This is a genomic window from Janthinobacterium sp. SUN206, from assembly GCF_030587305.1.
Taxonomy (GTDB): domain Bacteria; phylum Pseudomonadota; class Gammaproteobacteria; order Burkholderiales; family Burkholderiaceae_D; genus Janthinobacterium; species Janthinobacterium kumbetense.
Genome location: NZ_JAPWIB010000006.1, coordinates 194,904 through 217,752, shown reverse-complemented (window position 1 = coordinate 217,752; position 22,849 = coordinate 194,904). Strand labels below are relative to the sequence as shown.

The following is a 22,849-nucleotide window of genomic DNA, read 5'->3' as shown; positions in this document are numbered from 1 at the left end:
TCCCGGTCATCGCCAACCGTACTACGCGACAGAGCCAGTGCCCCTTGCCAACCAATGCATTGGCCTGATTGACCATTCCATCATAACGCATGCCTTGTCGACACCCGTTGTATTAGTGCAACAGTATCAGGCGCATGATTAAAACGTCAACATGCTTTACCCGCCATTTGCCCTGCATGATTTACGCGACAAAGCGCACAATTTGTCAGGCGATAATGGATAAACGGGACGAAGCATACACGGCATCGCCAATGTTTGCTGCCGGATGCCCGCAAATGGGAAATATGACGCCCTGTTTTGGTGCGTTGCCGCATTATTCAGGGGCGTAGGCGCGATTTTCGATGTCGGCGCGCGCGTGGGGAAAATAGGCAGAGTATCAATATAATTACTGACTTTCCGGTAATTTAAATTGCTCACATAGAAATGTTTTCCATGTTTTCCGGCACGCGCGCCGGGTGCCCGCTTGGAACGGATGAGGACGACTCTTGCTTGTAAATTTCGCATCAGTTGAAACAATTTCTTACAATGTTGCCTTCTCAATATTTTGACATATTTGTGTCATAAAAACGACACATTGATCGAAATCAAGTTTTCGCCAACCCAATTCCACACAATTTACTTTTTCTTTTTCGCTTTTTTTGCTTAAAAGCATCAAGAAACATGCTTAGCGCCGGCTTGCGCGCCGGAGCATGCGCATGAAAGAGCCCAGCACCGGCAATTTTTCATACAATTCTTCCGCCGCATCCCAATAGTCGCGGTGCAATACCACCCGCCCCAACCCGTCGAAACGCACATGTGTTGCTCCACGAATACATTGTTCGCCAGATAGCAGGCGTTTCATGCGAAAGCGAAACTCCCACGTCAGGAACGCTTGCTCCCCCTGCCCCAGGCTTTCCAGCACGACAAACCGCGGGGCATCGACTTGCACGAACATGTGCTCGAAGATGGCCAGGATGGCGGCATGGCCCTCCACCTCGTTGAACGGGTCCTTGAAATGGGCGTCTGGCGCGTACACGGCACCCAGCTGGGCCAGGCTCTCCAGGCTCAGGTGCTCGTAAAACGCCACCAGGCGCGCCAGCGCACCTTCCATGGTTGCGCTCATAGGCCCGTCACCTTGCGGATCAGCCAAAAATAGGCGCGGTACGGCAACAGCCGCGCCAGGCGCATGGTATTGGTAAAGCGTTTCGGAAAGTGGATGTGGAATTGCCCCCGTTCGATCCCGTCAAGCATGGCGGCGGCCGCGTCCTGCGCCGTCATCAGGGCCGGCATGGTGAAATCATTGTTCGCCGTCAAAGGCGTAGCGACAAAACCAGGGTTGATTTGATACACATCAATCCCACGCGGATGCAAGTCCAAATACAACGACTCCGTCAGGTTGATCAGCGCAGCCTTGCTGGCGCCATACGCGAGCGCCTTGGGCAAGCCGCCATAGCCGGCCACCGAGCCGACGATGCCGATGCCGCCGCTGCCCTGGCGCAACAGCCACGGCAAGGCAGGCTCCAGGCAATTGAAGACGCCGCCCACGTTCAGGGCCAGCAAGCCCTGGGCCGCCTCGAGGTCGAAGCTATCGGCGCGCATGGCCTGATACCCGCCAGCGACCACCAATATCAGGTCGATATGCGTCCACTGCTGCTGCAATTGCATGCAGACGGCCCGCACTTGCGCATGCTGCGTGATATCGAGCGGCAAGGCCTGCGCCAGCGGCTGTCCCTCGCACAGCTGTTCCAGGCTGGCGCGGTGGCGGGCAGACAAGGCCACGCACGCGCCCTGCTCCAGCAGCAAGGTGGCGCACGCGGCGCCGATGCCGCTGGACGCGCCGATGATCCACACGCGCTTGCCGGCCCAATTGCTGATCTTGCGATTCATGGTGCCGCCTGTGGACGCTTGCTGAACGATAAGGTGACGGCGCCCAGGCTGAAGCCGAACTTGCTCATGGCGGCGCGGTTGAGCATGACCTTGTCATCCATCAAGAACATCCAGTCTTCGAAGTCGACGTGGTAGACCGTGCCATCGACGGGCAGCGCCAGCACGTATTGCCAGCGCAGCGCATTGCCCGCCACTTCGCCGATGGCTTCCCCGATCACGTCGGGCGCCGTGCCGATGAAGCGCCCGGGCGCCGTCTTGCGCAAGGTCCACACGCGCCGTTGCCGGCTGCCGTCCGCATACGTGAAATCCTCGTCCAGGGTCCCCGTCTCGCCCACCCAGCTGGCCCGCATCACCACGGTGAAACGTTTCACCACCTTGCCGGAGCGGTCCTGGAAGATGCCGTGGGCATCGAGCGTGCCGTTGAAATACTGTTGCAGATCCAGTATGGGCAATTCCTGCGCGTACGTGGCCGGCGTGGGCGGCGTGGAACAGGCGGCCAGCGCCAGCAGCAAGGCGGCCAGCGGCAGGCAACGTTTGCAATAAGTCATGAAGCGCATGCGCGATTCTCCCGATGGTCACTATATATATGTTGTAGCGGCGCGCGCCACAGCATGAGCGCCGCCAGCAGTTTCAAAACACAGGGCAGCACGGCGTAGGCGGCAGACAGGGCCGGCAAGCCGCCGCTGCCGCTGCCCGGCACATAGCCGAGCCAGGCCAGCAGGGGCAAGGCGATGCCGGCCGCCAGCGCCAGGCTCATTTGCACGCCCCAGTTCCACCAGCCGAAATACGCCGCTTCGTGCCGCCCGGCATGGCCGGCCGCGCCGATCAACCCTGCCAGCAGGGCCGGCGGCAAGGCCAGGTCGGCGCCCAGCGCCAGGCCCGACAGCAGGCAGATGGCGGCAAAACCCCAGGCGGCGCCCTCGCCCAGGCCATACGCCCAGACAAACACGCTGGCGGCCAGCAGCATGGCGCCGCCCCAGGCGCGCGCCTCGCCAAAGCGGCGCGCCAGGACCACCCACACGGGCATGGAGGCGGCCGCCGCGCAAAAGTAGACGATCAGGAACGGTCCCGCGTATTGGCCCAGACGCAAATAGTCGCTGGCAAAGAACAGGAACAGGGTGGCGGGAATGGCGGCAGCCACGCCATTGACGAGCAGGACGGCAAACAGCCAGCGAAACGCGCGCTGGCGAAATGGCAGGCGCCAGGCGCCAGCGGGCAGCGCCGTCGTGCCTTGGCGCAAAACCGGACGCGGCGCGCGCGCCAGCAGCAACGCACCTGCCGCCAGCAGGCAGCCGGCAAAGGCCAGCGACAGGCCGTCATAGCCGAGCACGGACGTCAGCCCCGCCGCCAGGATCACGCCGAGCAAGCCGCAACCTTCGCGCACGGCCGTCACCCGCGCCCGCTGCGCGCGCGCCTGGCTCAAGGCCGCGCCCCAGCTCTGATGCGCGATGCCGGCCAGGCCATAGGCGGCGTACACGAGCAGCAAGGCAGCCAGGAACCAGGCCAGGGTGGCCGCTTGCGGCATGGCCGGCGGATGGAACAGGGCGCCAAAGCCCAGCAACAGCAGCGGCAGCGATGCGCCGACCAGCACGGCATAGCTGCGCCCGCCGCGCGCCATCCAGGCGCCGAGGGCCGGGTCGATGAAGGCGGCGGCAATGCGCGCCGCCAGCAGCACTGCGCCGATTTGCGCCAGATCAAGGCTGCTGCGCTGCGCATAAAACGGCGCCACATATATATAGATGGGCAGCGCCAGCATGGCCAGCGGCAAGCCGAACAGGCCATAACTGAACAAGGCCGGCAAGCTCAAGGCGCTGGCCCCGGCGTTCATGGCAGCGGCGCCGCACTCTGCAGCAAGGCTGCGCGCAGCTTCGGCGCCGTGCTCGACGGCGACAGCCAGATGGCGAAGAAGGCGCGCGCGAAGTCGCCATCGTTCACGTCGGCCAGCACCTTGCCATCGAGATAAAAGCGCACGCCGGGCGCGATGCCGGCCCGGTAGGCGCCCGCGATGCGCTGGTCTTCCTTGACGTCAGGAAAGATGCGCTGCATGGTGGCCAGCCACGCCAGGCGCTGCTCCGGCGTGCCGGCGCCGATTTTCTGCATCTGTTCATAACTGGCTTCGGCGATCTTCTTGCCGTCGAGCGAACGCGCGTAACGCAATTCCAGCACGAAGGGTGCCGTTGCCGACGCCGCGCCCTGGTAACCGTTCGCGCCCACCCAAAGTTGCGCCCGATAAATACGCATGCCGAACCACGTGTATTCCCCCTCGCCCGCCAGGCGGGCTTCGGGCACGTCGGCCGCGATAAAGGCCGGCGGCGCGGCCGCGGCGCCAAACATGGTCAACGACAGCACGACAGTGGCAAGCAGCTGGCGCATCATCACTCCTTGATCAGGGTAAATTGCATCACATCCGTGTTGTGCGCCTGGAAGGCGGCCTCGCAATACGCGAGGTAAAACTCCCAGGTGAGCAGGAAACGGCCGTCGAAACCCTGCTTTTCCAGCGCCGTGCGCTGGGCCAGGAAGCTGGCGCGCCACTGGCGCAAGGTTTCCGCGTAATCGAGGCCAAAGCTGAAGGCGTCTTCCACGCGCAAGCCCTGCGCCTCGGCGGCGCGGCGGAATTCGGCCGGCGAGGGCAGCATGCCGCCCGGGAAAATGTACTGTTGAATAAAATCCGTGCTCTTGCTGTAGCGCTCGAACAAGTCGTCGGCAATGACGATGGTCTGGATGCAGGCGCGTCCGCCCGGCTTCAGGTTGCGCGCCACGCACGCGAAATAGCCGGGCCAGTAGCTTTGTCCCACGGCTTCGAACATCTCGATCGAGGCGATGGCGTCATACTGGCCCGCGCTGTCGCGGTAATCGCACAGCTGCAAGTCGGCCTGCCCTGCCAGGCCCGCGTCCTGCAGGCGCTGGCGCGCATAGGCGAGCTGTTCGGTCGACAAGGTCAGACCCGTCACGTGCGCACCGCAGTCGCGCGCCGCCGTTTCCGCGAAGCCACCCCAGCCGCAACCGATTTCCAGCACGCGCTGGCCCGGCTGCAGTTGCAACTGGTCCGCGATGCGCGCGTATTTCGCCCCTTGCGCCTGTTCCAGGCTGGCGCCTTCGGTGAACAGCGCGCTCGAGTACGTCATCGACGGGTCCAGCCACAGCTGATAGAAGGCGTTGCCGATGTCGTAGTGGGCGTGGATATTCTTCTTGCTGCCCGCGCGCGAATTGCGGTTGAGCAAATGCCGGACCTTGTAGACCAGGTTGCCCCACCAGTTGCCATAGATCAATGACTCGATGTGCGCGCGGTTGCGTATCATCAACTCGATCAAGCCCGGCAAATTGTCCGTGCGCCAGTCGCCGGCGATAAACGTTTCCGCAAAGCCGATGTCACCCGAGCGCAGGACGGCCGCACACAGGCGCCAGTTGTGCAAGTCCAGGGTTACGGGATGGCTGCCATCGCCGTACAGCAAGATGCTGCCGTCCGGCGTGCGCAGGCGCAGCGCGCCGTATTGCAATTTTTCCAGCAGGCGCACGATCATGCGCCCGACAGCGGGCATGTCCACGTGCGCATGCCCATGCAAGGGAGTGGAACTGCTGCGCGCATGCAGGCCGGTCGGCAGGGAATCGGAGCTCATCGGGACACCTTTTCTTGTGGAGGGTGGGGTTTGCTGAAAAACGGCACGCGGCGCAGCCACAGGCGCAAGGCTTGCCAATGGATGCGCGCCATCACGCCGAACGTCATCAGGGGATAGCGCAGCAAGGCCCAGGCGATGGCGCCATCGCGCAGCGGCTGCGCCGTGCCGGACAAGCTCGTCTGCAGCAGCGGACCGTCGAGGTCGTCGTAATCGACCCGGGCCAGGTGGCGCTCGCCGTCCTGGTCGTTGTTGCGCAGGAAACGGAAGCGGTACTGGCCTTCCACCTTGCAAAACGGCGACACGTGAAAGATTTTCTGGGCGACCAGTTCGCTGCCATACGCGATGGCGCCGCCCTGTTCGAGCAAGTACAGATGGCGCTCGCCAAAGGTATTGCGCACGTCGCAGAGCACGGCCCGCAGCGCGCCGTCAAGCCCGTGACAAAACCAGAAACTGACGGGATTGAAGACATAGCCGAACATGCGCGGCATGGTTTGCAGCCAGATTTCGCCGCCCGCGTCGACCACGCCATGCTGGCGCAGCAAGCCGTCGATCCAGTGCAGCAGCGGTGTCGTGCCATCGCCATGGTCGCTGTCGCGGAAGGACAGCACATTGGCGCCGTTGCGCGAAATCAAACGGGCAGGAAAATCGTGCGCGCCCAGGCTGCGCAGGGGCAGGCGCAAGTAAAACATGCCGTAAGCAAAAGCATGCGCGCGCGGACGCAGCCGCGCATGGCGCACCCGTCCCAGGCACAGCTGGGGCTGCGGCCGGAGCGGCTGCGTGGGATCACGCGGCATGGCCGAGCTCCGCCAACGCCAGGCCATTCAGGGCTTGCGCCACGCCCAGGCCCGACTTCAAGCCGTCTTCATGGAAGCCATAGCCCGTCCAGGCGCCCGCGAACCACGTGTGCTGCGCGCCCTGGAAGCCGGCCAGGCGCGTCTGGGCGGCAATGGCCGCGCCATCGAACATGGGGTGGGCATACGAAAATTCGTCGATGATGCTTGCCGGATCGGGCTCGTCGAGCGGATTGAGCGAGACGATGACGGGCGTGGTGAACGGCAGCGGCTGCAGCTGGTTCAGCAAATAATGCACGCACACTTGCGGCGCTTCGCCCTCCCCCGCTGCCGGCCGCCCCTGGTAATTCCAGGCGGACCAGGCACGGCGGCGTTGCGGCAGGCAGGAGGCATCCGTGTGCAGCACAGCCCGGTTCGGCTGGTAGCGCACGGCTTCAAGCACGGAGCGCTCGTCGTCGCGGATATCTCCCAGCAGGGCCAGCGACTGGTCGCTGTGGCAAGCGAGCACGACGTGATCGACATGCTCTACGCCGGCGGCCGTATGCAGCTCGACCATGCGCGCGCCGCCGTGCCCCTGGCGGCGCACGGCCAGCACGGGGCACGCCAGGCGCTGCTGCGGTATGCCGGCCAGCAATTTTTCCACGTACACGCGCGAGCCGCCCCGCACCGTGCGCCATTGGGGCCGGTCGCTCACTTGCAGCAAGCCATGGTTGTGGCAGAAACGGATGAACGTGGCCAAGGGAAAGGCCAGCATCTGGCGCGCCGGACACGACCAGATGCAGGCGGCCATCGGCAACAGATACCAGTGACGGAATTCGTCGCCATAGCCGTGCAGGTCGAGGAATTCTCCCAGCGACAGGGCCGGCGCCGGCAAGGCAGCCGTGGCCAGGGCGCTGGCCTGGCGGTTGAAGCGCAGAATGTCGCGCAACATGCGCAGGAAGGCGGGGCGCAGCAGATTGCTGCGCTGGGCAAACACGGTGTCCAGATTGGCGCCCGCCCATTCCAGCACGCGGGCATCGGGCGCAGCGCCCAGCGGCATCTTCACGGAAAACGACATGTCGCTGTCGGCCGCCTCGACGCCCAGTTCGTCAAACAGTTGCACCAGATGCGGGTAGGTGGCGTGGTTAAACACGAGAAAACCCGTGTCGACGCCATGCGTGACGCCATCGAGCGTGACATCCACCGTATGGCTGTGGCCGCCAAAGTAATCGCCCGCCTCGTACAAGGTGACGTCCTGGCCCGATTGCGCCAGGCGATAGGCACACGACAATCCTGCGATTCCTGCTCCGACGACGGCAATTTTCATGAGTGCACCCGTGTTATGTTTGTCCTGGACAAAACAAGCTGCATCGATAGTCAGTCAAATATTGATCTATGTCAATGAGCACCTGTTGTCGTTCACAAACTTATACGCGAGCAATATCCAATCGGATTCAGCTATTTGGTACGGGGCGGCGGAAGGCGTAGAATGCCAGTAACGTTCTTTTCGGCATGCGAGCAACCCCACTGGTATGGATACTGACCTGCAACTATCTCCTGCCTTCAGCATCGGCGATGTCGAACGCGACACCGGGCTGGCCAAGGAAACCTTGCGCGTGTGGGAGCGCCGCTACGACTTTCCCCAGCCGCGGCGCGACGCCTTTGGCGAGCGCAGCTACCCGGCCGAACAAGTGCAAAAGTTGCGCATGGTCAAACGCCTGCTGGACCTCGGATTTCGTCCGGGAAAAATCATGCAGCACAGCACCGCGCAACTGCAGCAGCTGGCCAGCGCCGGCAGCACGCCGCCGCCCGCGCCGGCGCCCCAGTTCGAACACTACCTGGCCCTGTGCCGCAGCCACCAGATGGCGGAACTGGGCGACGCCCTGCGCCAGGCGCTGGCCGTGCTGGGCTTGAAAGCGTTCACCATCGACGTCATCGCCCCCCTCACCGGCATGGTGGGCGACGCGTGGGCTTGCGGCGAACTGGCCGTGTACGAAGAGCATCTGTATAGCGAAACCTTGCAAACGGTGATGCGGCACGCCATCTTTTCCCTGCCGCAAGCAAGCAGCCCGTCCATGCGCTCGCCGCGCATCGTCCTCAGCACCTTGCCGCAGGAGCGTCACGGCCTGGGGCTGCTGATGGCCGAGGCGCTGTGCGCGGCGGCCGGCGCCCATTGCATGTCGCTGGGCGTGGAAACGCCGCTGACGGACATCGTCGCGGCCGCCCGCGCACAGCGGGCCGACATCGTCGCGCTATCGTTTTCCAGCGCCAGCAAGCAACGGCAGACGCGCGACAGCCTGCAGCAGCTGCATGCGAGCTTGCCTCCAAGCATGGAATTGTGGGCAGGGGGACGCAGTCCCGTGCTGACCAGGCAGCCGCCACCCTTCTTGCATGTGCTGGACTTGCGGCAAGTCGACGAAAGCATCGCCGACTGGCGCCGCCGCCACCAGGCGCTCGCCCTGCAAACCCACTGAACCGGCGGAAAAGCGCGGCAACTGCGGCGATCTCCGTGGATAGCGGCGCAATGTTGCCAATCGAACAGTAAAGCATGAAGGGCCGGGCGCGCTCTGGTAGAATAGCCCGTAACACAGTGTCCGGCGCCGCCGGGCCTTAGGTCAGCACCCGCCACCACACATCCATGTTTAGTTTCTTCAAGAAAAAACCCATCGCTCCCGAGGCTGCACCAGCCGAGCCCCTCGTCCTTCCCGCCGCCACGCCGCCTGCACCGCAGCCTGCCGCCACGCCCCTGAGCGGCGCACCTGCCGAGCTCGTGCCTGTGATCGTGGCAGCCGAACCCGAGAAAAAATCGTGGATGACGCGCCTGAAGGCCGGCCTGTCGAAAACCTCGAACACCCTGTCCGTGCTGTTCGTCGGCGCGAAGATCGACGACGCCCTGTACGAAGAGCTGGAAGCGGCGCTGCTGATGTCGGACGCCGGCATCGACGCCACGGAATTCCTGCTGACGGAATTGAAGAAAAAGGTCAAGGAAGACAAGCTGCTCGACGCGGCCGCCGTCAAGGCCGCCCTGAAAGTGCTGCTGATCGACCTGCTCTCGCCGCTGGAAAAGCGCTTCGAACTGGGCCGCCACAAGCCGCTGGTGATGATGATTTCCGGCGTGAATGGCGCAGGCAAGACGACCACCATCGGCAAGCTGGCCAAGCACATGCAGTCGAATAGCCAGTCCGTGCTGCTGGCCGCGGGCGACACCTTCCGCGCCGCCGCGCGCGAACAGTTGATGGTCTGGGGCGAACGCAACAACGTCACCGTGATTTCGCAGGAATCGGGCGACCCGGCCGCCGTAGCCTACGACTCCGTGCAATCGGCGAAGGCGCGCGGCATCGACGTGGTGATGGTCGACACGGCGGGACGCTTGCCGACACAGTTGCACCTGATGGAAGAATTGAAGAAAATCAAGCGCGTGATCGGCAAGGGCATGGATGGCGCGCCGCATGAAACCCTGCTTGTGATCGACGGCAACACGGGCCAGAATGCCCTCACGCAAGTGAAGGCCTTCGACGATGCCCTGCAGCTGAGCGGCCTGGTGATTACCAAGCTGGACGGTACCGCCAAGGGCGGCGTGCTGGCGGCGATCGCCCGCGTGCGTCCCGTGCCCGTGTATTTCATCGGCATCGGTGAGAAAATTGAAGACTTGCAGCCTTTCGTGGCTGCCGAATTTGTCGAAGCGCTGCTAGGATAAGCCTATACATGATTGAATTTCAGCACGTCTCCAAGCAATACTCCGCCGACGCCGTGGCGCTCAGCGACATTTCCCTCAATATTGCCAAAGGCGAGCTGGTGTTTTTAGCGGGCCCGTCCGGCGCCGGCAAATCCACCTTGCTGAAAATGATCGCCGCCATGGAACGCCCCACGTCGGGCAAGCTGATCGTCAATGGCCAGGACATGGCGAAGATCAAGCCGGCCGGCGTGCCCTTCCTGCGCCGCAACATGGGCCTGATCTTCCAGCAGCAAAAATTGCTCAACGACCGCTCCATCCTGGCCAACGTCATGCTGCCGCTGCTCGTCGTCGGCGCCCACAAGACGGCCGCCGAACAGCGCGCGCGCGCCGCGCTCGATAAAGTCGGCTTGCTGGACCGCGCCATGGCGCGTCCCCTGTCGCTGTCGGGCGGCGAGCAGCAGCGCGTGTCGATCGCGCGCGCCATCGTCAACCGGCCGCAGATCATCCTGGCCGACGAACCGACGGCCAACCTGGACCGCGCCAGCGCCAACAAGGTGCTCGACGCCCTGAAAGCGTTCCACTCCGTAGGCGTGACTTGTCTCATTTCCAGCCATGACGAACAGATGCTCGACGCCGCCGCCCGCGTGATCCACCTGAAAAACGGCCAGCTGGTGGCCATCGACAAGGCCACGCAGGCGCCCGTGTTCGCGCCGCCCGATCCCGATTTCGCCCCCGGCGCCGGAGATGACGCGGGAGAACAGGCATGAGAGGCTGGTTCCGTCAACATCGCTTCGCCCTCGGTTCGGCGCTGATCCACTTGCGCAAGTCGCCGGGCGGCTTCTTATTGAACGTGCTCGTCGTCGCCATCGCCCTGTCGCTGCCGTTCGCCGGCTTGACCATGCTCGACAATGTCCGTCCCATGTCGGAACAGATGTCGGTCGACCCGGAAATCAGCGTCTTCCTGAAGATCGACACGCCGCGCGAGCAAGCCGTGGGCCTGGCGGGCGCCATGCGCAAGATTGTCGGCGAGCAAAAGGCGAAGATCGTCTTCATCCCGCGCGAACAGGCGCTGGATTCGCTGAAAAACAAGAACGGCCTGGCCGACGTGCTGAGCACCCTGGGCGACAATCCCCTGCCCGACAGCTATGTGCTGAAACTCGACGCCTTCAGCAGCGCCAGCGAAGCGCAGGATGTCGATGCCGTGGCGGAACAGCTGCGCCACTTGCCCGGCGTGGAATCGGCGCAAGTCGATTCGGCCTGGGTCAAGCGCCTGGCGGCATTGCTGGGCGTGCTGCGCCTGGTGCTGCTGCTGCTGGCCATTACCCTGGGCGTGGCCGTGATCGCCGTCGTCTTCAATACCATCCGCCTGCAGGTGATGCAGCAGCGCGATGAAATCAGCATCTCGAAATTGATCGGCGCGACGGACACCTTCATCCACCGCCCCTTCTATTACACGGGCGCCCTGCTGGGCTTGTGCGCCGGCGCGCTGGCCCTGGGCGCCGTGGCGCTGGCCTTGCAGCCGCTGAACACGGCGATTGCCGAGTTTGCCCGTTTGTACGCGTCCGAATTCCAGCTGGTGCCGCTGGCGCCGCTGCCGATGGCCGGCTTGCTGGCCGTCAGCGCCGGCCTGGGCCTGATCGGCGCCTTCCTGTGCGTGCAGCGCCACCTGGCGCGCCTGAACTGACCTTCTTTCCCATGGCGGCGCCTCCGGTGCCGCCATGCGCCCTCCCCATACTGCTGTTATCTTGATATTAAGCAAGTATTCTTAAGGTTCGCTTCAGCCAGAGGCCGTAGACTGGCTACGTTGTCGTGAAGCGGCCTGCAGCACTGTTCAGATCGCTATTCAGACATATTTATCAGGCATTCATTTGCCATAGCATTTAGGCTATCAGATCGATTAAATGTGCTGATTGGCACTCTCAAGCAGAGAGTGCTAATATAGGGACATACCAACAGCAGAACCGCCATGGACGCCAGATCAAGATGGTGCCGCGATCTGCAAAGTGCAAGACCGAATACGCAAAAACGACGATACAAGCTGCCACGTCGCGTGACGTGGCCAACTGGAACAAAGCAAGACTACGAGGGAGAAAACATGACTATGATGTCCGCAACGTCCGCATTGGTTCCGACCAAAAGTAATGCGCTGGGCCTCGGGTTCACTGGCAATCTGGGCAATATCGACGCCTATATTTCGGCCGTGAACCGCCTGCCCATGTTGACCCACGACGAAGAAATTTCGCTGGCGACACGCCTGCGAGAAAAAAATGACCTGGCCGCCGCGCAAGAACTGGTGCTGTCGCACCTGCGCCTGGTGGTCTCGATTGCCCGCGGCTACCTGGGCTATGGCTTGCCGCACGCCGACCTGATTCAGGAAGGCAATATCGGCTTGATGAAAGCCGTGAAACGTTTCGATCCGGACCAGGGCGTGCGCCTGGTCTCGTACGCCATGCACTGGGTGAAAGCCGAGATGCATGAGTACATCCTGAAAAACTGGCGCCTGGTCAAGGTCGCGACGACGAAGGCGCAGCGCAAGCTGTTCTTCAACCTGCGCAGCCACAAGACGGGCCTGGATGCGATGACGCCGAAGCAGATCGATGCGCTGGCCAAGCTGCTCGACGTGAAACGCGAAGAAGTGATCGAGATGGAAACGCGTTTGAGCGGCCGCGACATTGCTCTGGAATCGCCGACCGACGATGAAGACGACAAGTTTTCGCCGATCGCCTACCTGTCGTCGGAGCAAAGCGAGCCGACCAAGGTGCTGGAAGCGGAACAAGTGACGCGGCTGCAATCGGAAGGCCTGGAAACGGCCCTGTCCAAGCTGGACGCCCGTTCGCGCCGCATCATCGAAGCGCGCTGGCTGGCCAACGACGACGGTTCCGGCGCCACCCTGCACGCGCTGGCGGAAGAGTTCGGCGTATCGGCCGAGCGCATCCGCCAGATCGAAGTGGCGGCGCTGAAAAAAATGAAGGGCGCGCTGGCGGCCTACGTGTAATCGCAAGCAATGCCGCAATGTAAAAGGCGCCGCAAGGCGCCTTTTAGTTTTACTACTTGATGTTTATCAACAGATAAACATGGCAGCCAGTTAAGCTGCAGCCAGGCCCTTGCTGATCAATTCAGCAACGACTTCATTCAGATCCGCACCGCGCTCCTTGGCCAGGGTCTGCAATTGCAAGACCAGATCGCTGTTCAGCTTGACGGCGAATGGCACCAGGCCCAGGGCCTGGTCGCGCTTGCGCTGTTCGCGGCGGTCGACGACCACCGCTTCCTTACCGAATGCACCGGCGCCGGGAACATTCATCTTTCCCATCAGTTTCTTGGCATCGCTTTTGGCCAGGTCGGTTTTTTTCATGGTTGTTTCCTGATTTTCAAAACAGCCATTCTACGCAGTAATCGGCGCGCCGCGTGGCTCGCGCCTCAATTCATCGGCAGCACGCCAATAGTGCGCCGGAAAAATATCATTTTGTTACTATCATTTTATCCCACGCGTGAACAAGCACGCCGGGGACGCTCCACCTGAAAGGAAAAACATGTCTACTCTGAACCGCTCTTATCGCACCGTGCTGCTTCCCCTGTTCTTCGCCTGCCTGGCCATGCTGGCCGGCTGCGGCGCGGCCGGCAGCGCCGGTGACGCGGAAAACACGCCGCGTAGCGTCACCCACGTGCTTTCGCCGGGCGAACAGGTGGCCATCACGGCCACCGATACCCTGAAACTCGAACGCGTCAACGACAGCCGCTGCCGCAAGGGCGCCGTGTGCGTGTGGAAAGGTTACGTCAGCTACAGTTTCAGTTTGCTCAACAGCGCGGGCACGACCGACATCGTCCTGTCCGAGTCCATGCCCGGCGCCGCCAGTTCCGTCACCGTCAACCACCTGACGTTCACCCTGCTCGACGTCGACCCGGCCACGCCGCCCGCCCTGAATGCGGCCGAGCCCACCTACCGGGTCAAGGTGAAAATCACCCAGGGCGCGCTGCCACGCTAAACGCTGTGGCGCCGCCGGCTGTCGGCGGGCGCCTGCTGCCGGTCCAGCATGCCGTAATCGCGCACGACGGCGGCAATGCGCAGCCGGTAATCGTCGAACACGCCGTGCCGGCCGGCCGATTGCGCCGCGCGGTGCGCTTCCAGCTGCCGCCACTGCGCCAGCGCCGCCTCATCGCGAAAGAACGACAGCGACAGCAGTTTGCCTGGCTCGCTCAGGCTGCTGAAGCGCTCGATGGAAATGAAACCGTCCACCTCATCGAGCAGAGGCCGCAGGGACGCCGCCAGGTCCAGATACTGCTGGCGTCCTGCGGCACTGGGCCAGACCTCGAAAATCACGGCGATCATGCGTTTGCTCCTTGCACAAACACGGGGATGCGGGCGTTCAGCGACGGCAGATAACGCCACGCCAGCGGCAAGCTTTCCAAAGCCCCGGCCCACGCCTGCAGGCAAGCCGTGGCGATGGCGAGCGCGATGGCCTGGCCCGGACAGGCGTGGCGGCCATGACCGAAGCCCGACTCCGCCTGGCCGGCGCTGGCCAGCACGACGAGAATCATCTGCCCGGCCGGCACGCGCACGCCATTGAACTCCGCGTCTTCCGCCGTGTAGCGGCGCGTGTTGTGGATGGCGGGATCGCGCAGGCTGACTTCGCGCAGCATGGCTGGCCACAGCTCGGGCGCGGCGCGCAGTTGCGGCAGCAAATCCCGCTGCGTGCGCAAGGCCACGATGGCATTGCCCAGCAAGCCGGCCGTGGCGTCGCACGTCTGCGACAGCAAGCCCACGAGGTTGGCCAGCATGCCGCCCGACGCTTGCCAACCCGACGCATCCGCCTCGGCCACGATGGCGGCCAGCATGCTGCCGGGCCTCACGTCGCCCTCGCGCAGCAGATGGCCAAAACTTTGCAGCAAGGCCTCGGCCGCCACTTGCGCACCGGCCAGTTGCTCGGCATTGCTCAGCGGCGACAGGCAGGCGACAAAAGCGCGCGTCCAGGCGGCCAGCGCCGGCCATTGCGCTGGCGCAAAGCCCAGCAAGTCCGCCATGGCGAACAGGGGCAGCTCAAAAATCGCATCGTTCAGCTGGGCGGCGCTGCCGGGCACCCGGTCGCCGGCAAGGTACAGCGCCCGCCCCTGCAAGCGCGCCATATCCACCTGGCCCAGCGCGCGCGCCAGCACCTGTTTCGGCAAGGCATGCCGTTCGCCATCGTTCATACGCACCAGTTCGGCAAAGATCGCGCCGCACGGCGTGCCCGCCAGGTTGTGCGGCACGCCCAGGTCCGCTGGGCGCACGCGGCAGGCGGGATGCGCCAGCACGGCGCGCACGCCGGCCGCGCCCGTCGCCAGCCAGCAGTCGAGCTGCGCATCGAATCGCAGCGGTGGGCCGTCCGCCAGGCGGCGATAGTAATCGTACGGCGCCGCGTGGGTGACGGCAGAGAAAGGGTCGGCGGGGTCGGTAACAGAATCGGTGAGCGGCATGCGGCTTCCATTGCAGTGAGGTAGGGAGCAGAGTATGCTGGCCCTTCCACCACAACACTTCGCTAACGGACGAATCATGGATGACAAGCATCAAGCCCGCACGGCCGACATGGGACTGGCGCAACTGGCCGGCGCCATCGCCGAACCGGCCCGCGCGCGCATGCTGTGCAGCCTGCTCGACGGCCATGCGCGCACGGCCACGGAATTGGCGGCGCTGGCCGAGGTGGGCGCTTCGACGGCCAGCGCGCATCTGAGCCGGCTGCGCGACGATGGCTTGCTGTCGATGCTGGCGCAGGGCAAGCACCGCTACTACCGCCTGGCCAGCATGGAGGTGGGCCAGGCCCTCGAAGCGCTGCTGGTGGTGGCCGGCGTGGCGGCGACGCCGTTTACGCCCACCACGCCGGACCGCCTGCGCCATGCGCGCACCTGCTACGACCACATGGCCGGCACGGTAGCCGTCGCCCTGCATGACCAGTTGCGCGCGCAAGGCTGGCTGCTGGACGATGGTGGAGAATATCGTTTGTCGGAAGCAGGCGCGGCTGGCATGGCGGCCCTGGGCATCGACGTGCCGCAATTGCAGCGCCAGCGCCGCCGCTTCGCCTGTGCCTGCCTGGACTGGAGCGAACGGCGTGCCCATCTGGGCGGCGCGCTGGGGGCGGCCCTGCTGCAGCTGGCCCTGCGCCAGCGCTGGGCCGAGCGCGAACTCGACAGCCGCGCCCTGCGCCTCACGCCGGCCGGTGAACAACGCCTGCTGGCCGCCTTCCGTGGCGCCTGACCGGCGCAGGATTTTGTATCTCGGAAGCAACTAGAACGCGAAAAAATGCGCTTTTATCATTGTTTTCATTCATCATATGCTGCGCCCTTGAGCGATCATCTTTACCTTTCGGCCATGGAAAGAGTCCATCTTGAAAACAGTGTCATCCAGCACGCATCCCGCCAGCACCTGCCATAACTGCCATACCGATGCGCCAGGCAACTTCTGCAGCGCCTGTGGCCAGACAACGGCCGTGCACATGCCCAGCGCGCGCGAATTCCTGCATGAATTTGTCGCCCATTATGTGGCGCTCGAAGGCAAGCTCTGGCGTACCTTGGCCCTGCTGCTGTTCCGCCCTGGCGCACTCAGCAACGAATACCTCGCGGGACGCCGCGTGCGCTACGTCGAGCCGCTGCGCGTCTACCTGACCTTCAGCATCCTGTTCTTTGCCATCCTCAAATTCAGCAGCCCCGACATGTTCCTCACCGTCCACGACCAGCAAGCCCAGGTAGGCGCCCATGGCCCCCGCCAAGCTCCGGAAAACCAGACGTCGGCCATGCAGGTCAGCATTTTGGGCCAGACGCCCACCCTGCCGCGCCAATGGCAAGACTTTGAGCAACTGCCCACGGCCGAGAAACAAAAACTCGTGGTGGAAAGCTTTTTCCATTACGCGCCGTACGCCATGTTTTGCCTGATGCCGCTGTTCGCCCTGTTCCTGAAAATCCTCTACCTGGGCAGCGGACGGCGCTATGGCGAGCATTTCCTGTTCGCCCTGCATACGAATGCCTTCGCCTTCATCACGATGGCGCTGATGCTCCTCATCCCCGTCGACCTGGTCCGCCTCGTGCTCGGCGCCTGGCTGCTGGCCTACCTGCCCTGGGCCATGTGGCGCGTGTATCCAAGCGGCAAACTCGCCACCGTCTGCCGCTGGCTGCTGCTGATGGTCGCCTACAGCCTCGCCATGAGCCTGGCGATCGTGGCCTGCATCGCCATCGGCGTGATGCTGCGGCATTAAGTTACGCCACCAAGAGGCGCTCCGGCGGTCCTGCTGCCAGCGGACGCACCGCCATTGATGCAGATCAATGACGATGGCTTGTGGCCGCTGGCCCCGGGCGGGCTGGCGCACGGGCCATGCCTGCGCGCAGCAGCGCTGCCCTGTCCGCTTATCAGCTGAATAGGTGATTGTTGCCGGGTTTGCTAGAATCGCACACGTTTCCGTCCGTATCCCAACCCCTGACTACGCACAGATCACGCATGCATCCACGTTTGTTCGCCCCATTTATCCTCGTTGCGCTGCTGAGCGGCTGCACGGTACTCGCCCTGCGCCCCAACAGCGGCGTCGAAAACCGCACGTTTACCGTGCAGGAAACCCCGCGCCTGCGCATCGACGCGCCCAAGGCGCGTATCCAGAATCCCATGCCCAACGACCACTTCATCGGCATCGCCCTGTCCGGCGGAGGCAGCCGCGCAGCCAATTTCTCGGCCGCCTCGCTGGAACAGTTGGAGCAGTTCGGCCTCGTCAGCGGCGCCTCGGCCATTTCCGGCGTCTCGGGCGGCGCCATCGCGGGCGGCTACTATGCGCTGCATGGCAAGCAGACAGACTGGCCCTTGCTGCGCAGCAAGCTGAAAACGGATTTCTTTGGCCAGACCATCTTGAAACCCGCCAACCTGACGACGATGTTGTTGACGAACAAGACGCGCACCTCGTTCCTGTCCGACGTGCTGGACGATGTGCTGTACGACAAGAAAACCTACCAGGACTTGCCGCACGGCGGCCCCATCTTCCTGGCCAACGCGACGGACGCCACGGATGGCGGCAAGCGCGTGGTGTTTTCCTACGAGTATTTCTACAGCACCCTGCATTCGCCGATCCAGGATATCCGCCTGGCCACGGCCGTGGCCACCTCGGCCGCCTTTCCCGGCGTGTTCGATTCCGTCACCTTCGAGCGTTTCCGTCCGAAAAACAGTTTCGTGCCGGAACTCGGTTCCGAGTCGCGCGAATCGCCGTCCTACGTGCACCTGTTCGATGGCGGCGCGGCCGACAACCTGGGCGTGGAAACCCTGTGGGACGTGGCCTTGACTCAGCTGTACGGCAACGACATGGCCGTCGTGCCGCCGCGCCTGAACAGCAAGCCCTTCATCCTCATTTCCATCGATGCCAACGCGCCCAATTCCAGCGCCGTCTTTGAAAAGATGTCGGACGAGCGCCAGCCGCTGGACCGCATCTTCAACAAGAATATCTACGACGCCGTCGACGCCCTGTTTTCGCGCCAGCGCAAGGAAAACCTCGTCAAGATGGGCTTTGGCCAAGCCCGCTTCGATACCATCACGCATGAAAACTTTGGCGACCTGAGTCAGAAATTCGTCAAGAGCAAGCGCACCTCGGCCTTTGCCATCCCCGTGCTGTGCCGCCCCCACCTGGGCCAGTACCGCTGCGAAGTCGATGCGGCCGATCCCTTGCCGGGCCAGATCCGCACGCGGCTGGAAGGCTTTGCCTGGCACATTTCCATCGATCAAATTGCCTCGCTGGCGCTGCGCCTGGCCAGCGAAGACGTACACGTCGACAGTGCCCGCAAGGAAGAGCGCGCCGCCCTCGTCAAGCTGCAACGGCTGGCCACGCAGACGAAAACCCATCTGAAGCTGACGGGCCCGGAAAATTGCAGCCCGGAAGTGTTGCAATCGGCCCTGTACAGCGCCGCGCGCGTGCTGATCCTCGACGACGAGGAATCGCGCTTCGCCCTGTGCGACTACATGCTGGCGGGCCAGCTGATCAATGACGACACCGTCTGCAAGCAGCGCTATGTCCACGCCGTGCCCCGCTTCGCCATCGAAAGCGAAGATTTGCAGTACCGCAACCTGAGTTCGGACGGCAATTCCGTGAACGTGCCGATCCGCTGCAAGAAGTGAGCGCGCACAAAAAAGCCCGCACGATCGCTCGTGCGGGCTTTAGCGCAAGGATACCTGGCGCCCGGTTGATTTAGATCAACCGACTACGCCTGCGCATGTAGCTGCGGCTTAACGCACCTTCCAGTTCCTGCTCCGTCTTATGCTGGTTCACCGTGTACAGGGCCCACAGGGCCGCCGGCGCCCAGCCGATCACAGTGCACTGCAAGATCAAGGCGGCGGCACCGGCCAGCGGGCGCCCCAGCATGAAAAACGTGAGACACGGAAGTAGCAAGGCTATCAGCAATCGCATCACGACATACTCTCCTTCAATATAGAGCAGCGGACAAGGGCCGGTATCCGGTCCGTCCCCCGCCCGCTGCGTACTGCTCCTTAATAAAGTCTGGCAAAATCGTCGCGAGCGAATGCGAGTTGCGGCCGAGAAGCGCAGCTGTGCGAATGCACAGTGAGCATCACAGGCCGCAAATCGCGGCGCGCAGCAGATTTGGCCAGACCTTTATAGATGCACGGAAATCTGGGGCATCAAGTCGTCAAACGTGCGACCGTTGCCGTTTTCTCCGATGGCGTGCATCTTCCATTCGCCGTTATGGCGGTACAGCTTGGCCATGATCTGTGCCGTGTGGGAACCTTGCACAGACAGGTTGAAACGCGCGACTTCCTGGTTATTGCTGGCATTCAAGATGCGGCAATAGGCGTTTTCCACCTGCGAGAAGTTCTGGCCAGTAAAGCTGTTGACGGTGAAGACGAGGCTTTTCACGTGCGCCGGCACCTTCGACAGATCGACATTGATCTGTTCGTCGTCGCCATCGCCCGCGCCCGTGCGGTTGTCGCCCGTGTGGACGATGCTGCCGTCCTTGCTTTTCAGCTGGCGGAACCAGACGATGTCGGACGTGCTCTTGTTGTCGTCGAACATGACGCACGAAGCGTCCAGGTCGACGGCTTCCGTCTTCGAACCGAAACCGAGGAAACCCTTGGTCTTGGCCGCATCCCAGCCCAGGCCCATGGTGATACGGGTCAGGGTGGTACCAGCTTCTTTGTCCAGAGAAATCTTCTGGCCCTTGCTCAAATTGACAGACATACGCATAGCTCCTGTTTGGTTGGTTACTGCTTGATTACGCCGGCTTGCTTTGGGTCCAGGCGAGGAAGGCTGCGCGGTTGCGCGAACACACGAGGATTTTTCCCGTGCCTGAAAACTTCAGCACCATGCCCTCGCCGCTGGTCTGGCTGTTGATCAGGTTACCCAGAAAGCCGCCGCTGCTGCCGGTCGTCATGGAAATTTCGTATTGCAGGCGGTTGTCCCAGCACACGACGTGCGAGTTATCGATCACCACGTCCTTGCCAGGCGTCACTTCGAGTATCGACATCGCGCCAAAACCGGATACCGCCAACTGGCCGCTGCCTGCCGTCTCGGTGATGAAAAAACCACCGCTCTGGGCAAACAGCGCATTGCCAAGGCTTTGCGTGCGCACCTTCAATTCCACGCCAGACGTGGCCGCCACGAAGGCGCCGTCGCTGATCATGTATTGCTGGGCGCCAACATCGAGCACCCGCATCGCGCCGGGCAAGGTGGGCGACAGCAGACAATCGCCGTCGCCCCGCATGGCCTCGATATGCTGCTGAAAGAACGATTCCCCGTTGGCAAAGGTGCGCATCAGCGCGGCGCCTATGCCGCCCGTCATCTTGCCTTTCAGCTCAAGATTGGTTTCCATCATCACCATCGCATTGGATTCGCAATAAATCTTCTCGCCCTTGGCAAGCGACACATGCAGGAACGGGTCGACGTCCCCGGTAATATTGAAAACTGGCATACCTATTCCTTCCTCAACGATGATGGTGATGGCGGCGGTCTACATAGTGAACCACCCTTAATGCAGCGTAACGGTACCGCACAAAACCGTAGCGAGCGGATGTGATTTGTGGCTGAGAAGCGCAACCGTACTTTAGTACGGTGAGCATCGCCGGCCGCAAAGCGCACCGCGCAGTAGGTTTGGTGTGGTTACCTTAGACGCCGACGCCGAACGACGCTGCCAGGGGGCCCAGGCCGCCTTTATATCCCTGTCCGATGGCCTTGAATTTCCAATCGCCGCCATTGCGGTAGATTTCGCCGAAGACCATGGCCGTTTCCGCCGAACCGTCTTCCGACAGGTCGAAGCGGGCGATTTCCGTGTTGCCGTTGGCATTCACGCAACGCACGTACGCCTTCGATACCATACCAAAGTTTTGCTTGCGCGCTTCGGCATCGTGAATCGTCACGCAGACGGCGATCTTGTCGATCTCGGCTGGCACCGTGGCCAGGTCGACGACGACGGTTTCATCGTCGCCATCGCCGGCGCCCGTGGTGTTGTCGCCCGAGTGGGTGACGGAGCCGTCGCTCGATTTCAGGTTGTTGTAGAAAATCATGTCGACGTCGGCGCGAACCTTGCCGTCGGCCTTCAGCAGGAACACGGAACCGTCGATGTCGAACGCGGCGCCGTCGGTGGCGCGGGCATCCCAGCCCAGGCCGATGATCATCTTCGAAATGCCAGGGGCTTCCTTGCTCAGGTTGACGTTGCCGCCTTTTTGCAGACTGATTGCCATGATGTATTACTCCTATGTGGGTTGTGTAAGACCAAACACCTGGCGTCCTCCACCGGCCTGACTCCCCAGGCCGGCGGCGACGCTTGCTACAACTTGCCGACAAACGGGTGTAGTCGTTTGTCGCGCATTCTTTACACTGCCTTGACCGCTTCCAGCGCTTCCGGCCGGCCTTCTTCGAGGGCCATCCTGCGCTTGTAGCGGATCGACGACCACAGCGAGGCGAGGATGAAGGCCACGCCGATCAGACCCGTGAAAATCTCGGGAATGTGGAACTTCATGCTGACCAACATGATCACGGCCAGGATACCGATCGCATAGTGCGCGCCGTGCTCCAGATAAACGAACTCGTCGAGCGTGCCCTTGCGCACCAGGAACACCGTCATCGAACGCACGAACATCGCGCCGATAGCCAGGCCCAGCATGATGATCACGACATCCTTGGTGATGGCAAACGCGCCGATCACGCCGTCAAAGCTGAACGAGGCGTCGAGCACTTCCAGGTACAGGAAGCCGCCAATGCCGCCGCGCTTGACGATGTCGCCCACGTTGCCGTCGCCGTTATCACCTTCCAGCAAGCCGCTGACCACATCGACGCCCACGTAGGTCAAAATACCCCACAGGCCGGCCGTCAGCACCACCAGTTTCTGGCCTTCTTCGATCATCGACAGGCTGGCCATCAGGGTGCCCAGCGCGATCATCACGGAAATCGACGAAATCTTGCCCAGCGCGCCCAGTTTTTCTTCAATACGGCCCAGCCAGTGCGTTTCCTTCTCCGAGTCCAGCAGGAAGTTCAGGAACACCAGCAGCAGGAAGATGCCGCCGAAGGCCGCCACTTCCGCATGGTGATTCGTCAGGTGCATCGAATACTGTTCAGGATTGCTCAGTGCCAGATTCCATACTTCCATCAAGCCCAGGTCGGCCGCTTGCGCCACGATGACCAGCGGGAACACCAGACGCATGCCAAAGACGGCGATGATGATGCCGACGCCCAGGAACAAGCCCTGCCAGAACTTGTCCCAGTTCTTCAGCACCGAGGCGTTGACCACCGCGTTGTCGAACGACAGCGAGACTTCCATCACGCCCAGGATCACCGCGATACCGAGCGCCGCCAGCATCGTCTGCACGCCGCCGTGCGTGTAACCCCACCAGGCGGAAATGCCCAGGCAGATAAATGTCACTAGAAATGACACTCTGAAATGTTTCATCGATAGTTCCCCTTTATCCAAATTCAATG

25 protein-coding genes are annotated in these 22,849 nt (G+C 62.7%); 9 read left to right on the top strand and 16 right to left on the bottom strand.

What is annotated here, in order from left to right:
• Nucleotides 1-664 precede the first annotated feature (664 nt).
• The 8 genes from O3300_RS27005 to O3300_RS26970 are packed head-to-tail and all read right to left on the bottom strand — an operon-like array spanning nucleotide 665 to nucleotide 7,580.
• Complete coding sequence (locus O3300_RS27005; RefSeq protein WP_305054616.1) at nucleotides 665-1,102, bottom strand: nuclear transport factor 2 family protein; 438 nt, start codon at nucleotides 1,100-1,102, stop codon at nucleotides 665-667.
• Nucleotides 1,099-1,866: an SDR family oxidoreductase gene (locus tag O3300_RS27000; protein WP_289900373.1), complete on the bottom strand. Its 768-nt coding sequence runs from the start codon at nucleotides 1,864-1,866 to the stop codon at nucleotides 1,099-1,101. The genes O3300_RS27005 and O3300_RS27000 overlap by 4 nt, the downstream gene beginning before the upstream one ends.
• The gene (locus O3300_RS26995; protein WP_369812325.1) at nucleotides 1,863-2,423 is read right to left on the bottom strand and encodes a DUF3833 domain-containing protein; all 561 of its coding nucleotides are present in this window, start codon (nucleotides 2,421-2,423) and stop codon (nucleotides 1,863-1,865) included. The genes O3300_RS27000 and O3300_RS26995 overlap by 4 nt, the downstream gene beginning before the upstream one ends.
• The gene (locus tag O3300_RS26990; protein ID WP_305054615.1) at nucleotides 2,411-3,694 is read right to left on the bottom strand and encodes an MFS transporter; all 1,284 of its coding nucleotides are present in this window, start codon (nucleotides 3,692-3,694) and stop codon (nucleotides 2,411-2,413) included. The genes O3300_RS26995 and O3300_RS26990 overlap by 13 nt, the downstream gene beginning before the upstream one ends.
• The gene (locus tag O3300_RS26985) at nucleotides 3,691-4,239 is read right to left on the bottom strand and encodes a chalcone isomerase family protein (protein WP_305054614.1); all 549 of its coding nucleotides are present in this window, start codon (nucleotides 4,237-4,239) and stop codon (nucleotides 3,691-3,693) included. Before O3300_RS26985 ends, O3300_RS26990 begins: the two co-directional genes overlap by 4 nt.
• A gap of 2 nt (nucleotides 4,240-4,241) precedes the next feature.
• Complete coding sequence (locus O3300_RS26980; RefSeq protein ID WP_369812324.1) at nucleotides 4,242-5,483, bottom strand: class I SAM-dependent methyltransferase; 1,242 nt, start codon at nucleotides 5,481-5,483, stop codon at nucleotides 4,242-4,244.
• A complete protein-coding gene (locus O3300_RS26975) occupies nucleotides 5,480-6,277 on the bottom strand; it encodes a DUF1365 domain-containing protein (protein WP_305054613.1) in 798 nt (265 codons plus the stop codon). The genes O3300_RS26980 and O3300_RS26975 overlap by 4 nt, the downstream gene beginning before the upstream one ends.
• The gene (locus O3300_RS26970) at nucleotides 6,267-7,580 is read right to left on the bottom strand and encodes an NAD(P)/FAD-dependent oxidoreductase (protein WP_305054612.1); all 1,314 of its coding nucleotides are present in this window, start codon (nucleotides 7,578-7,580) and stop codon (nucleotides 6,267-6,269) included. Before O3300_RS26970 ends, O3300_RS26975 begins: the two co-directional genes overlap by 11 nt.
• A gap of 205 nt (nucleotides 7,581-7,785) precedes the next feature.
• Between O3300_RS26970 and O3300_RS26965 the strand changes: the two genes are divergently transcribed.
• From O3300_RS26965 to rpoH, 5 genes are all read left to right on the top strand, one after another.
• Nucleotides 7,786-8,727: a MerR family transcriptional regulator gene (locus O3300_RS26965; RefSeq protein ID WP_305054611.1), complete on the top strand. Its 942-nt coding sequence runs from the start codon at nucleotides 7,786-7,788 to the stop codon at nucleotides 8,725-8,727.
• Nucleotides 8,728-8,891: 164 nt separating this feature from the next.
• A complete protein-coding gene (gene ftsY, locus O3300_RS26960; protein WP_305054610.1) occupies nucleotides 8,892-9,950 on the top strand; it encodes a signal recognition particle-docking protein FtsY in 1,059 nt (352 codons plus the stop codon).
• Between the two features lie 8 nt (nucleotides 9,951-9,958).
• The gene (locus O3300_RS26955) at nucleotides 9,959-10,696 is read left to right on the top strand and encodes a cell division ATP-binding protein FtsE (protein ID WP_077399798.1); all 738 of its coding nucleotides are present in this window, start codon (nucleotides 9,959-9,961) and stop codon (nucleotides 10,694-10,696) included.
• The gene (ftsX, locus tag O3300_RS26950) at nucleotides 10,693-11,613 is read left to right on the top strand and encodes a permease-like cell division protein FtsX (RefSeq protein WP_099665445.1); all 921 of its coding nucleotides are present in this window, start codon (nucleotides 10,693-10,695) and stop codon (nucleotides 11,611-11,613) included. The genes O3300_RS26955 and ftsX overlap by 4 nt, the downstream gene beginning before the upstream one ends.
• A gap of 417 nt (nucleotides 11,614-12,030) precedes the next feature.
• A complete protein-coding gene (gene rpoH, locus O3300_RS26945) occupies nucleotides 12,031-12,924 on the top strand; it encodes an RNA polymerase sigma factor RpoH (protein WP_034784924.1) in 894 nt (297 codons plus the stop codon).
• A 90-nt stretch (nucleotides 12,925-13,014) separates the two neighbouring features.
• Here rpoH and O3300_RS26940 read toward each other — a convergent pair whose 3' ends face one another.
• Entirely contained in the window at nucleotides 13,015-13,281 is a 267-nt protein-coding gene (locus O3300_RS26940; RefSeq protein ID WP_077399791.1) for a hypothetical protein, read from the bottom strand.
• Between the two features lie 178 nt (nucleotides 13,282-13,459).
• Here O3300_RS26940 and O3300_RS26935 point away from each other — a divergent pair, with 178 nt between their 5' ends.
• A complete protein-coding gene (locus O3300_RS26935) occupies nucleotides 13,460-13,912 on the top strand; it encodes a hypothetical protein (RefSeq protein ID WP_251351062.1) in 453 nt (150 codons plus the stop codon).
• On the opposite strand, the gene O3300_RS26930 is transcribed toward O3300_RS26935, so the two are convergent.
• Nucleotides 13,909-14,256: an antibiotic biosynthesis monooxygenase gene (locus O3300_RS26930; protein ID WP_305054609.1), complete on the bottom strand. Its 348-nt coding sequence runs from the start codon at nucleotides 14,254-14,256 to the stop codon at nucleotides 13,909-13,911. The genes O3300_RS26935 and O3300_RS26930 overlap by 4 nt on opposite strands.
• Nucleotides 14,253-15,380, bottom strand: a complete 1,128-nt coding sequence (locus tag O3300_RS26925) for a cytochrome P450 (RefSeq protein WP_305054608.1) — start codon at nucleotides 15,378-15,380, stop codon at nucleotides 14,253-14,255. The genes O3300_RS26930 and O3300_RS26925 overlap by 4 nt, the downstream gene beginning before the upstream one ends.
• Nucleotides 15,381-15,456: 76 nt before the next feature.
• Here O3300_RS26925 and O3300_RS26920 point away from each other — a divergent pair, with 76 nt between their 5' ends.
• The 3 genes from O3300_RS26920 (at nucleotide 15,457) to O3300_RS26910 (ending at nucleotide 19,041) form a co-directional block, all read left to right on the top strand.
• The gene (locus O3300_RS26920) at nucleotides 15,457-16,155 is read left to right on the top strand and encodes a helix-turn-helix transcriptional regulator (protein WP_305054607.1); all 699 of its coding nucleotides are present in this window, start codon (nucleotides 15,457-15,459) and stop codon (nucleotides 16,153-16,155) included.
• A 139-nt stretch (nucleotides 16,156-16,294) separates the two neighbouring features.
• Complete coding sequence (locus O3300_RS26915; RefSeq protein ID WP_305054647.1) at nucleotides 16,295-17,149, top strand: DUF3667 domain-containing protein; 855 nt, start codon at nucleotides 16,295-16,297, stop codon at nucleotides 17,147-17,149.
• Nucleotides 17,150-17,388: 239 nt separating this feature from the next.
• Nucleotides 17,389-19,041 carry a patatin-like phospholipase family protein gene (locus O3300_RS26910; RefSeq protein WP_099665450.1) on the top strand — a complete coding sequence of 551 codons (1,653 nt, stop codon included), beginning with the start codon at nucleotides 17,389-17,391 and terminating at the stop codon, nucleotides 19,039-19,041.
• A gap of 70 nt (nucleotides 19,042-19,111) precedes the next feature.
• Here the strand turns inward: O3300_RS26910 and O3300_RS26905 are convergent, their stop codons facing one another.
• From O3300_RS26905 to O3300_RS26885, 5 genes are all read right to left on the bottom strand, one after another.
• A complete protein-coding gene (locus O3300_RS26905) occupies nucleotides 19,112-19,330 on the bottom strand; it encodes a hypothetical protein (RefSeq protein ID WP_034784905.1) in 219 nt (72 codons plus the stop codon).
• Between the two features lie 204 nt (nucleotides 19,331-19,534).
• A complete protein-coding gene (locus O3300_RS26900; protein WP_099665451.1) occupies nucleotides 19,535-20,116 on the bottom strand; it encodes a TerD family protein in 582 nt (193 codons plus the stop codon).
• Between the two features lie 34 nt (nucleotides 20,117-20,150).
• Complete coding sequence (locus tag O3300_RS26895) at nucleotides 20,151-20,846, bottom strand: TIGR00266 family protein (RefSeq protein WP_305054606.1); 696 nt, start codon at nucleotides 20,844-20,846, stop codon at nucleotides 20,151-20,153.
• 193 nt (nucleotides 20,847-21,039) lie between these two features.
• Complete coding sequence (locus tag O3300_RS26890; RefSeq protein ID WP_070222543.1) at nucleotides 21,040-21,615, bottom strand: TerD family protein; 576 nt, start codon at nucleotides 21,613-21,615, stop codon at nucleotides 21,040-21,042.
• Nucleotides 21,616-21,746: 131 nt separating this feature from the next.
• On the bottom strand, nucleotides 21,747-22,820 hold the full coding sequence (locus O3300_RS26885) for a DUF475 domain-containing protein (RefSeq protein ID WP_305054605.1): 1,074 nt from the start codon (nucleotides 22,818-22,820) through the stop codon (nucleotides 21,747-21,749).
• Between the last annotated feature and the right edge of the window lie 29 nt (nucleotides 22,821-22,849).

What these genes read in the sequence shown, in the direction of transcription:
- O3300_RS27005 (WP_305054616.1), bottom strand. Translation starts at nt 1,102, where the DNA reads ATGAGCGCAACCATGGAAGGTGCGCTGGCGCGCCTGGTGGCGTTTTAC.
- O3300_RS27000 (WP_289900373.1), bottom strand. Translation starts at nt 1,866, where the DNA reads ATGAATCGCAAGATCAGCAATTGGGCCGGCAAGCGCGTGTGGATCATC.
- O3300_RS26995 (WP_369812325.1), bottom strand. Translation starts at nt 2,423, where the DNA reads ATGCGCTTCATGACTTATTGCAAACGTTGCCTGCCGCTGGCCGCCTTG.
- O3300_RS26990 (WP_305054615.1), bottom strand. Translation starts at nt 3,694, where the DNA reads ATGAACGCCGGGGCCAGCGCCTTGAGCTTGCCGGCCTTGTTCAGTTAT.
- O3300_RS26985 (WP_305054614.1), bottom strand. Translation starts at nt 4,239, where the DNA reads ATGCGCCAGCTGCTTGCCACTGTCGTGCTGTCGTTGACCATGTTTGGC.
- O3300_RS26980 (WP_369812324.1), bottom strand. Translation starts at nt 5,483, where the DNA reads ATGAGCTCCGATTCCCTGCCGACCGGCCTGCATGCGCGCAGCAGTTCC.
- O3300_RS26975 (WP_305054613.1), bottom strand. Translation starts at nt 6,277, where the DNA reads ATGCCGCGTGATCCCACGCAGCCGCTCCGGCCGCAGCCCCAGCTGTGC.
- O3300_RS26970 (WP_305054612.1), bottom strand. Translation starts at nt 7,580, where the DNA reads ATGAAAATTGCCGTCGTCGGAGCAGGAATCGCAGGATTGTCGTGTGCC.
- O3300_RS26965 (WP_305054611.1), top strand. Translation starts at nt 7,786, where the DNA reads ATGGATACTGACCTGCAACTATCTCCTGCCTTCAGCATCGGCGATGTC.
- ftsY (WP_305054610.1), top strand. Translation starts at nt 8,892, where the DNA reads ATGTTTAGTTTCTTCAAGAAAAAACCCATCGCTCCCGAGGCTGCACCA.
- O3300_RS26955 (WP_077399798.1), top strand. Translation starts at nt 9,959, where the DNA reads ATGATTGAATTTCAGCACGTCTCCAAGCAATACTCCGCCGACGCCGTG.
- ftsX (WP_099665445.1), top strand. Translation starts at nt 10,693, where the DNA reads ATGAGAGGCTGGTTCCGTCAACATCGCTTCGCCCTCGGTTCGGCGCTG.
- rpoH (WP_034784924.1), top strand. Translation starts at nt 12,031, where the DNA reads ATGATGTCCGCAACGTCCGCATTGGTTCCGACCAAAAGTAATGCGCTG.
- O3300_RS26940 (WP_077399791.1), bottom strand. Translation starts at nt 13,281, where the DNA reads ATGAAAAAAACCGACCTGGCCAAAAGCGATGCCAAGAAACTGATGGGA.
- O3300_RS26935 (WP_251351062.1), top strand. Translation starts at nt 13,460, where the DNA reads ATGTCTACTCTGAACCGCTCTTATCGCACCGTGCTGCTTCCCCTGTTC.
- O3300_RS26930 (WP_305054609.1), bottom strand. Translation starts at nt 14,256, where the DNA reads ATGATCGCCGTGATTTTCGAGGTCTGGCCCAGTGCCGCAGGACGCCAG.
- O3300_RS26925 (WP_305054608.1), bottom strand. Translation starts at nt 15,380, where the DNA reads ATGCCGCTCACCGATTCTGTTACCGACCCCGCCGACCCTTTCTCTGCC.
- O3300_RS26920 (WP_305054607.1), top strand. Translation starts at nt 15,457, where the DNA reads ATGGATGACAAGCATCAAGCCCGCACGGCCGACATGGGACTGGCGCAA.
- O3300_RS26910 (WP_099665450.1), top strand. Translation starts at nt 17,389, where the DNA reads ATGCATCCACGTTTGTTCGCCCCATTTATCCTCGTTGCGCTGCTGAGC.
- O3300_RS26905 (WP_034784905.1), bottom strand. Translation starts at nt 19,330, where the DNA reads ATGCGATTGCTGATAGCCTTGCTACTTCCGTGTCTCACGTTTTTCATG.
- O3300_RS26900 (WP_099665451.1), bottom strand. Translation starts at nt 20,116, where the DNA reads ATGTCTGTCAATTTGAGCAAGGGCCAGAAGATTTCTCTGGACAAAGAA.
- O3300_RS26895 (WP_305054606.1), bottom strand. Translation starts at nt 20,846, where the DNA reads ATGCCAGTTTTCAATATTACCGGGGACGTCGACCCGTTCCTGCATGTG.
- O3300_RS26890 (WP_070222543.1), bottom strand. Translation starts at nt 21,615, where the DNA reads ATGGCAATCAGTCTGCAAAAAGGCGGCAACGTCAACCTGAGCAAGGAA.
- O3300_RS26885 (WP_305054605.1), bottom strand. Translation starts at nt 22,820, where the DNA reads ATGAAACATTTCAGAGTGTCATTTCTAGTGACATTTATCTGCCTGGGC.